Annotated in this window: 9 protein-coding genes; 4 read left to right on the forward strand and 5 right to left on the reverse strand. The window is 43.5% G+C overall.

The window, feature by feature from the left end; translation table 11 throughout:
• Window positions 1-35: 35 nt before the first annotated feature.
• The 3 genes from torA to torE are packed head-to-tail and all read right to left on the reverse strand — an operon-like array spanning window position 36 to window position 3937.
• Window positions 36-2498 (reverse strand): trimethylamine-N-oxide reductase TorA, encoded by a 2463-nt coding sequence (torA, locus tag BCT81_RS14580; protein ID WP_102424889.1) that lies wholly within the window; start codon window positions 2496-2498, stop codon window positions 36-38.
• Between the two features lie 24 nt (window positions 2499-2522).
• A complete protein-coding gene (gene torC / locus BCT81_RS14585; protein ID WP_102424890.1) occupies window positions 2523-3704 on the reverse strand; it encodes a pentaheme c-type cytochrome TorC in 1182 nt (393 codons plus the stop codon).
• Window positions 3705-3754: 50 nt separating this feature from the next.
• On the reverse strand, window positions 3755-3937 hold the full coding sequence (torE, locus tag BCT81_RS14590; protein ID WP_008222628.1) for a trimethylamine N-oxide reductase system protein TorE: 183 nt from the start codon (window positions 3935-3937) through the stop codon (window positions 3755-3757).
• A gap of 436 nt (window positions 3938-4373) precedes the next feature.
• Here torE and BCT81_RS14595 point away from each other — a divergent pair, with 436 nt between their 5' ends.
• Window positions 4374-5168 (forward strand): ABC transporter permease, encoded by a 795-nt coding sequence (locus BCT81_RS14595; RefSeq protein ID WP_102424891.1) that lies wholly within the window; start codon window positions 4374-4376, stop codon window positions 5166-5168.
• Between the two features lie 300 nt (window positions 5169-5468).
• Here BCT81_RS14595 and focA read toward each other — a convergent pair whose 3' ends face one another.
• Window positions 5469-6311 carry a formate transporter FocA gene (focA, locus tag BCT81_RS14600; protein ID WP_102424892.1) on the reverse strand — a complete coding sequence of 281 codons (843 nt, stop codon included), beginning with the start codon at window positions 6309-6311 and terminating at the stop codon, window positions 5469-5471.
• Window positions 6312-6673: 362 nt separating this feature from the next.
• Window positions 6674-7981 carry an ATPase gene (locus BCT81_RS14605; RefSeq protein ID WP_102424893.1) on the reverse strand — a complete coding sequence of 436 codons (1308 nt, stop codon included), beginning with the start codon at window positions 7979-7981 and terminating at the stop codon, window positions 6674-6676.
• 260 nt (window positions 7982-8241) lie between these two features.
• Between BCT81_RS14605 and BCT81_RS14610 the strand changes: the two genes are divergently transcribed.
• The 3 genes from BCT81_RS14610 (at window position 8242) to BCT81_RS14620 (ending at window position 10079) form a co-directional block, all read left to right on the forward strand.
• A complete protein-coding gene (locus BCT81_RS14610; RefSeq protein ID WP_008223560.1) occupies window positions 8242-8472 on the forward strand; it encodes a TIGR02647 family protein in 231 nt (76 codons plus the stop codon).
• A 112-nt stretch (window positions 8473-8584) separates the two neighbouring features.
• A complete protein-coding gene (locus BCT81_RS14615) occupies window positions 8585-9439 on the forward strand; it encodes an NAD(P)H-binding protein (RefSeq protein WP_102424894.1) in 855 nt (284 codons plus the stop codon).
• Complete coding sequence (locus BCT81_RS14620; RefSeq protein ID WP_008223556.1) at window positions 9432-10079, forward strand: YdcF family protein; 648 nt, start codon at window positions 9432-9434, stop codon at window positions 10077-10079. The genes BCT81_RS14615 and BCT81_RS14620 overlap by 8 nt, the downstream gene beginning before the upstream one ends.
• Window positions 10080-10086 lie beyond the last annotated feature (7 nt).

A 10086-nucleotide genomic window follows, 5' to 3' on the forward strand; every position in this document is an offset into this window, starting at 1 on the left:
ATTCAAGCTTTAATCTTAGCTTTTAAGCGAGATGCTTAAGAAACTTCGATTGGGCCACCGAATGAAGTTACTGGAGGCAGTTTGCCTTGGAACTTCTCGAAGTCGACCAAACATGTGTTTGCTGACGTCGCTTGAGCTAGCTCAGAAGTACCGATGTCTTGAGTTAGTGTATTTGGATCGCCGTATGTATCTAGTGCGCCCACTTTCTCGTTGATCGGACCGTACCAAGCGCCTTCTTCGATACGTACAATACCAGGAGCGTAGCTATCCATTAGAACAGCACCTGCTAGTAGTTGACCACGGTCGTTGAACACACGTACTACGTCACCGTCTTTGATGCCTTTCTTCTTAGCATCAACTGGGTTGATGTAGATTGGCTCACGGCCTTGTACCGCGTAAGTCGCACGCCACTCTTCAGATTCACACATCTGAGAGTGAAGACGCTTGTCTGGGTGACAAGATTGTAGCCAGTACGGGTGTTTGTCAGAGCCTGGACCACCGTGTGAACGTTCAGATTTCTCGAACCACATTGGGTGTTCCTGACAGTGCTCGTAACCCATGTTGCCAACAGTACGGCTTGTGATTTCGATGAAACCAGAAGGTGTACCTAATGCGTTGATCTCTGGGTCTTCACGGAATGAAGCGTGACGAGTCCATGGCTTACCTTTACCGAAGTCTAGGAAACCTTTTTCCCAGAACTCAGCGAACTCAGGCATTTCGAAGCTGCCTTCGTTTGCTGCGCGACATTCGTCGTACAGAGATTTAACCCACTGCATTTCGTCCATACCACGCGTGTAATCGTCGTAACGACCCCAACGTTTAGTTAGGCTAGACATGATCTCGAAGTCAGTCTTAGACTGGAACAGAGGATCCACTAGTTTATGCATCGCGATCAAACCACGGCCAGAGTATGCGCCGTAACCATCGATATCGTTACGTTCCCACTGAGTACATGCAGGAAGCACGATGTCAGAGTGACGACAAGTTGCAGTCCAAGCAAAATCAACAGCAACTACAGTTTGTAGGCTCTTGAATGCTTTACGCATCTTGTTGCGATCTTGGTGGTGGTGCCACGGGTTGTTACCACTGAATACCATCATCTTGATATCAGGCAGTGTGACCGTTGCGCCATTCGCTTTGATCTTCTTACCCGGCTCTAGCAAGCTATCAACCCAACGAGCAACTGGGATTACGCGGCTGTAACCGTTGTAATCTGTGTTTGTGTACTTAGGCTTCTGACCTTGGTCGATGTTCAACGGGAAAGAACCCGGAGCAGCGAAACCAGTTGAAGATACACCGATACCAGAGTAGTGGTGACCGTAAGAGATACCACCGCCAGGTAGACCGATTTGGCCAACCATTGCTGCGATAACTGCACACATCCAGTAAGGCTGTTCACCGTGTTGTTGACGCTGGATACTCCAACCAACAAGAATCTGTGTACGACCGTTAACCAGCATCTTAGCGAAGTCACGGATAGAATCCGCGCTAGCGCCACAGATAGCAGCAGCCCACTCAGGAGTCTTCTCAACTTTATCTTTCGTTTCACCTTGAACGTACTTGATGAAGTCTTCAAAACCTAGACAGTAAGTTTCGATGAACTTCTTGTCGTATAGACCTTCATTGTAAAGTACGTGAGCAACACCAAGCATGAACGCCACGTCAGTTTGTGGGTTGATGTAGAACTGCTCGTTTTCTAGGTAACGACCTGTTTTGTTCTTAACAGGGTCAACAGAAACAACGTTAATTTCTTTCTTAGCAACTTTTTCTTTCAGCTGTTCTAGGTATGCGAACGACTCGTGAGTCTCACATGTCCAACCTACTTGAAGGTTTTTAACTGGATCGTTACCCCAAAGAACAATGTTGTCACTGTTTTCTAGGATAAGTTCCCAAGATGTACCTTGTGCATAAACTTCAGTAGAACCTAGTACGTAAGGCATGATCGTTTGACCAGCACCTGTCGAGTAGTCACCGATTTTCTTCACAGAGTAACCGTGAAGCGCCATTGCACGCTGCATGTGGTTAGTACAGCTGTGGAATTGACCAGTTTGTCTCCAACCAGTTTGACCTGTGTGAAGCGCCCATGGACCGTAATCTTTCTGTACGCGCTCAAGTTCGCGGTAAACAAGGTCTAGTGCCTCATCCCAAGTCACACGAATAAAGCGGTTGTTACCACGCGTATCTGCGCTGTATTTATGCTTCTTAAACCAATCTAGGCGAACCATTGGGTAACGCACACGAGATGGGCTGTAGATAATACCCTTGATACCTTTCAGCATTTCAGTTGGGTGCTGATCGATTTCTAGAGGTTTAATTTCTTGTACTTTACCCGCGTAAACGCGAGCTCGGAATGCACCCCAGTGAGAACCAGAGACTTTCCATGTGCCGTCTGTTTCTGCAGCAGATGCTGAAGCCGACGCCAATAAGCTTGGACCGATAACCGATGCCGCACTAGTCGTTGCGACACCTTTCAGAAAACTTCTTCTTGTAATTGCCATTGTGTTACTCCAATTGACGTCTTATTAGTGATGGCCTTCAGAAAAATCTGATGAGTGCTTCTGTAGATACTTAAGAACCAATGCTTCTGTATCTGTGTCGAAGTTAACGAATGCAATCATACCATCTAGCATGCCTACCCAACCGTTAGCACTGAAGTGCGCTTCATCTGGTTGTGAGTGACAAGTTGAACAGTTAGATTGGTACGCTTGACCAGCTGCGTTCCAGATTGGAGCGAAGTTATCAACCATAGACTCTTTCTTCATCCAAAGTGCTAGGTTAACTTCTTCCCATGGAAGGCCAGTTAGCTCATCTTCTTTCTTCTCACCAACAGTGATTACGTCACTTTGAGATACTTCTTTCGTCAAGATCGCCGTTGAGATGTTCATACCGAAGTCTTCTTGGATTACACGTCCGAAGCCTTTCGCTTTACGCCAACCGTCGATTTGAATCTTGATCATGTCGCCTTTCTCATCGATCACAGCAACTTTACTTGCAGGGCTTAGTAGACCCGCTTCAACGGTTGCAGTCTCATCCGTGTACATTGGAAGGTGACGAATTGAAATCACTTCAGCACCGTTCGAGTAAGAAGTGCTGCTAGCAACTTGCTCAAGCTCACCAACGATACCACTAGCCGATTCCATATCTAATGGAAGGTTGTGAGCAATACCTTTGTGACAGTCAACACAGCTTTGATCACGCTCTGCTGCGTTCTTCATTTGAATACGCGCTGTTGGGCGCATGTTCTCGAAATCCATTGAATCGTAGTTGTGGCAGTTTTTACACTCTAGAGACTTGTTCGAAGAGAAACGGTCCCATTCGTGTTTAGCCAATTCAATACGACGAGCTTCGAATTTCTCTGGCGTGTCTAGATCACCAAATACTTGAGCGAATACTTCTTTAGATGCTTGCATCTTACGAGCGATCTTTGCTGTCCATTCATGTGGAACGTGACAGTCAGGACAAGTAGCACGCACACCAGAAGTGTTTTTCCAGTGAACCGTTTCTTGTAGCTCTACGTATACGTTGTCACGCATAGTGTGACAGCTGATACAGAATTCCTCTGTGTTAGTGTGTTCTAAAGCGGTGTTGAAACCACCCCAGAAGATAACACCCGCGATAAAGCCACCCATAGTTAGTACACCCAAACTGATGTGTACTGCTGGGCGAGTCATAGTGCGCCATAATTTAACTAAAAATGATTTCATGTTTAGCTCTCTTAAATATTGATTTTAAAAATTGTTGTTACGTGAGGGCATTACATGCCGCCGTGAGCACCAGGAGGTCCGAATACAAACACTTGTAATGCCCAAACTAGGAAGCCGTAACCACCTACAAAAGCAACACTTAATATTGGAAAGAGAACCACTGCAATGAAGAGGAAAGATTTCCACTCCAGCGAGCGTTTTTCGCCAGTTTCAATTTTGTTAACATCACTCATACATTTTGCCTATTTTGTATTTAGTAATTTCGAGTAGCCCATTCTAGGGGGCTAAAGTTCTTGAGTATCTAACAACAAATTTTAACCATACGCAAAGTAGGGTTCAATGAAATCTCCCGTTATAACCCTTGCTAATCAATACTTTTTTGAGCTCATCCAGAGTTGTTTTCAGTTAAAGAAACATATTAAAAAGTATTAGCAAATGTGAAGAATTAAGTATATTTCAAAGATGTTAAAAACCAACACCCATGCAACCACATTGTAACTATTTTTAACGTTTTACCTACTAAGTAGTAGCTAAAAATGCCTTAAACGACCAATAATTTGTACTCGCATTGTTAATTTATTGAGTACTTCTTGAATTCACTGTTGAAGAGCTGAAATGCATCATTTGGCACTTTCAGATATGATGTGTATCCAATTAAAAGGAAGCACTATGCAAGACGTTATAGACATATCTTGGTGGCAGTTGCTGTTTTTTAGCTCACTTCTTATCCTGCCCATTGCAATTAATCACAAGCTGAAATTAGGTCTGGGTAAAGAGGCCACTATTAGCATTGTTCGCATGGCTATTCAGCTATTTCTAGTTGGTGTTTACTTGGAGTACCTGTTCACTTTGAATAGCTTATGGGTCAACTTATTGTGGTTGTTCGCCATGATAATAGTGGGGGCGAGCTCAATTGTTGAAAAGTCCAAACTGCCCCGAAAGCTACTGCTAGCCCCGGTAGCCGTTAGCCTTGCAGTGACCTGTGTACCCATTGTGTTGTTTATCTGCTTCTTTATCATTAAGCCGACACCGTTGTTTAGTGCACAATACCTTATCCCCATTGCAGGGATGCTTTTAGGTAACAGCTTAAGCAGTAATATAGTGGCACTACAGAACTTGTTTGGCGCTTTCGAAACACAGAAATCAGAATATGAAGCGGCTATAGCCCTAGGAGCCGCACCGAGTTACGCAGCGGCGCCATTTGTACGCAATGCAATACAGAAGGCGATGTCACCCATTATGGCGTCAATGGCCACTACCGGCTTAGTAACGCTACCAGGAATGATGACAGGGCAAATTCTAGGTGGGGCTTCACCAATGATCGCTATTAAATATCAACTGATGATCATGCTGGCTATTTTTGTCATGATGAGTTGCTCTTTGGCACTTGCATTGCACCTATCTTTGAAGACATCCCTGACCAAAGAAGGTCGAGTTCTTGCACAAATTCAGGCTTCTAAATAGCCGCTCCCCTACCATGAGATCTGGTTACTCACTGAATTTGAGACAGGTTATCCACAGAAACTGTGGATAACCAAATCAATATAGATCCTTTTTTATCCAATCCCTCCACCCAAAAGATCATTTGCTTTGATCCTTGGTTAATTTCAACGACATATACACATCTGTAAATCGTAGTGGCTAGGCCTTCTCTTATTCACGAGAGAATCCCATTACATGGTTTTCCACAAATAAAAAACGGCCTGCAATGCAGGCCGTCTTTTTAGTGTCACAGTCAGTTCGGTGCAATCACCGAGCTTGAAATTAGTCGCGTAGATAAATCATCCAATACCACATGCCAACAAAGATACCACCACCGATGATATTACCTAAAGTCACAGGCAGCAGGTTATTGGTCAGAAAATCCATCATATTAAGGTCAACATAGTCTGCAGGGTTAGCTCCGGTCATCGTCCAGAACTCAGCAGGAGCGAATGTCTTAATACCGATAGCAAGCGGTACTTGGAACATATTCGCAATACAGTGCTCAAAACCTGATGATACAAACATCGCAACTGGCAAGATCATTACCGCGATTTTGTCAGTCAGCGTGCGTCCACTGAAAGTCATCCACACCGCAATACAAACCAACACGTTACACATGATGCCTAGCGCGACAGCTTGGATAAAATCGTGATGCATCTTATGTTGAGAAATCGCCATCGCGTTTAAACCAACTTGCCCATGATCAAACATATATTGCTTAGTCAATAGCATACAAGTTACGAGCAATAGTGCCCCAATCAGGTTACCAATATAAACCGTTGCCCAGTTCTTAATCAGTGTTTTCCAAGTGATTTTACCACTTGCACGAGCCACCAAAGTAAGCACTGAACTTGTAAACAGTTCACCACCAGTGACAACAACAAGAATTAAGCCCAAGCTGAATGCTAGACCGCCCAACAGGCGAGTGATACCCCATGGTAAATCGCCAGCACCGGTAGTAACGATGGTGTAAAACACAAACGCAATACCGATATGGATACCAGCTGAAATCGCTAGTAGAAAAGATTTGATTGGATCTTTAGTTGCTTTACCTACGCCAATATCTGCAGCGCGCTCAGCCATTTGTGGCGGTAATAATGAGTCAAATTGGTTTAGATTCATGATGATTTACATTTTGAAACATGTCGTCGGGAGCGCGATAATCCTCTCTTTCATTTCTGAATTCAAGAGCTATTTTTGACTCAAATTCCGCTCAACAACCAAGAATATGCAAAACTCATAATGATATTGAAATTTCATACGACTTTAGTAGTAAAAGCAAAACTGTAATGAATGAAAACCTGTTACCAATAAAAACAACACATCTTTAAATATCAACAAGTTACGTTAAAATAATAAAAATGACGTACACTAAAAACGTATTTTTAGGGCTTTTGCATCCAGATTTTGATATAGATCAACAGAACGTAAAAAAGCGCCCTCAGGCGCTTTTAACTCAGTCACAGATTAAGAGATTTGTTGTCCTAAACCGACGGGGCAACCACTTCATCTGATACCGATTCTAACCTTGTATCTTCAAGATCTGATTCAGTGTTAGTGGGCATCAGTTCAGAATCACTTTCATTAACGACCTTCCCGCCTAGAGTCTTCAAACTATCCACCAGTTCTTCCAAGCTCTTAATATGTGCATCACTCTTGGTTATCTGTTCGTCGAGAAGTTGACTACGTTTTGTTGCTTCTGACAACTGCTGCGCCAGCTGCTGGTTTGCGTTTTCTAATGTCGCAACTTGTTCAGTTAGAGACTCGATTTTAGATTTCAGCAAAGCTGTCATGTCTGAGCTTTTAAGCGCTTTAATGCTGGCAACAATTTTTTGAGACTGAAGACGTAGCACAACGTCACGGTAATCTTCATCGTTGATCACTTGTGAAATGCTTAATAGCTGATTTTCAGCATTCAACACCGATTGCTCGAACTTGTCCCCTTTTATGCTCGCAAGTACTTTAACTTCATGAGCGACACTTCGTACGTGGTCTAACTCAAACTCCGCAGCCTTAACAGCATCTTCAATGATAGACTTTTCACGCGGGCTCGCTTTGACCTGATTCTCAGCTAACGCGATTTGTGCAGAGGCCTTAGCAAAGGTCAACGGCACAACGTCATCAAAATCTTCATCTTCTAAATACTCTAATTCGTCTTTTAACGGTTCGATGTATTTCTTATGTGCGACTTTCACTTCCAACAGCCGAGCGTTGTTGAGGAATTCAACTTGAGCTTCTTGAGCGTCTTCTAGCTCATCAACTAATACATACTCAAATAGTTCACTGTATTCTGAATACAAACGCTTATAACTCGAAGCAAACATGGTGTCAGCACCAAGGTATTTTAGGTAATCCATTTGCACGATCGAATCAGCAAGTATTCTATCCGCTTTTTTCTTAAGCACTAGGATTGCGTCATAGTTTGATTTGATTAGTGCGATTTTCTCGTCGAAGGCTTCAGCGTAAGTTAAGCTCGAAAAAATAGAATAACTTTTAGTCAGACGCGTTTCGTCTTTTAGTAAATCGGCATAAATACTTTCAGCGTCTTCCCATGCGTCTAGCAACTCATTGTAATTCTCTGGAGCATAGAGAGACAATTGAGCATGACTTTCAAGCTTGGATTGCCACTCTGCGTAAACAACCTGTACTGAATGAAAAGAACGGACCTCTGCTGCAGATTCATTGTTGTTATTTGTGGTTTGATTTGCGTCTGTCTGCTCTGAGGGTGTGCTTTGACAACCTGAGATTGCAAATAGCATGCTAAGAACTAATGCTACTTTGTTTGCTCTCACTGATGCATTTCCTTTTTTGTACAATATTAGCTGAATGCAATATATTTCTAGTCCAACAATATATTACAACCATTTAGCAATAAACATCATTCGCCATTTAAGTGGGCACAAATCACTCAATCCAACCAAAATAACTTCACCATGCGACGATTAATCATTCAATTTGGTATCAGTTATCAAATCTATTTATTTGCTGTTGCTTGAGCCGGGAATGCGCACTAAGGTGAAGGTAGAGAACGTTATGAATTTATAGGTTAATTATGAAGTACAACGCTGAACATATTGCTGATTTAAACCTCCTTCTTCAATTTGATGTAAGTAGCGCTGCTACCGGCATTAAAGTTCATCAAGAGGCTAGCCAAGAGACTCAAGACGCCGTTAAGCGCCTATTCGAAAAAAACCTTTGTACTCAACCAGACGGTGGTTACCTAACCGATGAAGGTATTGAGATGGCAGAGCGTGCAGACAAGCTACTTCGCGTACTTAAATAAAGCGCTACTGTTATAGTAAAAACTCCACTCGCTTCGGCCGTGGAGTTTTTTCATTTTTGGCCATAGGTTTGTTAGGCTTATTAAATCCCTAGCTTGTCGTTGTGAGGAAAAGATGGCTTCTATATTTATTGTTGGTGCTGGATGGGTAGGCGCACCTTTATCTGAACACCTAGAAAGACATGGCAATCGCGTCGTCGTCACTAAAACGACCCAAGCAGGTGCAGACACGCTCAGTAGTAAACGTATTCCCTGCGAAGTATTCAGCTTTGACTCGTCAAACCCTGATCAAACCGTGGGACAACTCTACTCTTTGCTGCTCGAAAACAACTCCGAGATAGTAATTGGTAGCTTCCCTCCCGGCTTTAGAAAAGGCGCAGGAAAAGAGTATGCCGACTATTGGCAGTTACTTATTAGCGCTTGTCAAAAAGCCAATATTAAAAAGCTCATCATGGTCAGTTCAACGACGGTATACCCAACTAAACCGGGCATTCTTTATGAAGATGACGCATCACTTGCGCTTGCAAACGGTGAGAGCGATGATGCTTGCACATTCTCCGATAACGCGCGAATCATGCTTCAAGCTGAGCAGTCAGTGATAGATTCTAGTATTGATTACACCATCCTTCGCTTTAGTGGGTTAATTGGCCCAAATCGCCACCCGTCGCGCTTTGCCAGTAAACTCAAACAAGTGAGTAACCAAGCCCCAGCGAATATGCTGCACCTTGATGATGCGATTGGTGCGGTTGATTTTGCAATCAGTCACCTGCATAACGAAGTCGCGAATGTGACAACGCCAAACACAGTAAGCAAAGCGGAGTTCTATGCTGCAGCCTTAAAGAGCGCGAATAGTAACGAGCCACTTCCACCTATTGTTAATGACCCAGACAAACTGATCTCTTCAAAAAAGATTCTCGACTTAGGCTATTCGTTTAAGTTTGAATCCACATTGGACGCTCTTCATGACTAAACAACCATTAAATAAGCTGCACCGTTCGATCGATACGCTTTGGAATTTCATGTCTATGGGTCATAAAGTTGAGCCTTCAGACTGTATTTTTGTGTTATGCAGCAACGACACAAGAGTCGCGGAATATGCGGCCGAGCTTTATCACCAAAAAATAGCGCCCTACATCGTTTTTTCCGGTGGTGTTGGACGCTTCACTGAAGGCAATTTTGACCGTTCAGAGGCCGAAACCTTTGCGGCGATTGCGCGAGACAGTGGTGTACCGGAATCTGACATTATCATTGAAAAACAGGCGACTAATACGGGTGAAAATGTCCGCTTCACATACGAATTGCTTACTGAGTGTGGCTTATCCCCGAAAAAACTGACCTTAGTGCAGAAGCCTTTTATGGAGAAACGAACCTACGCCACCTTCAGTAAACAATGGCCTGAAGAGACAACGGAAATAACCGTAACCTCCAAATGGCAGGACTGGGTCGATTACTTTAATGAAGAGTTGCCATTAGATATGGTGTTAGGCGCATTGGTGGCGGATTTTGAACGCATCAAATCGTACCCCGCTAAAGGTTTTCAGATTGAAATGCCTATCCCAGAGGAAGTGGATCACGCCTATCAAGCGATTAAGAAACTCGGCTTTGAATAGATAGCGA

The organism is Vibrio sp. 10N.261.52.A1 (assembly GCF_002876325.1).
GTDB lineage: Bacteria > Pseudomonadota > Gammaproteobacteria > Enterobacterales > Vibrionaceae > Vibrio > Vibrio chagasii.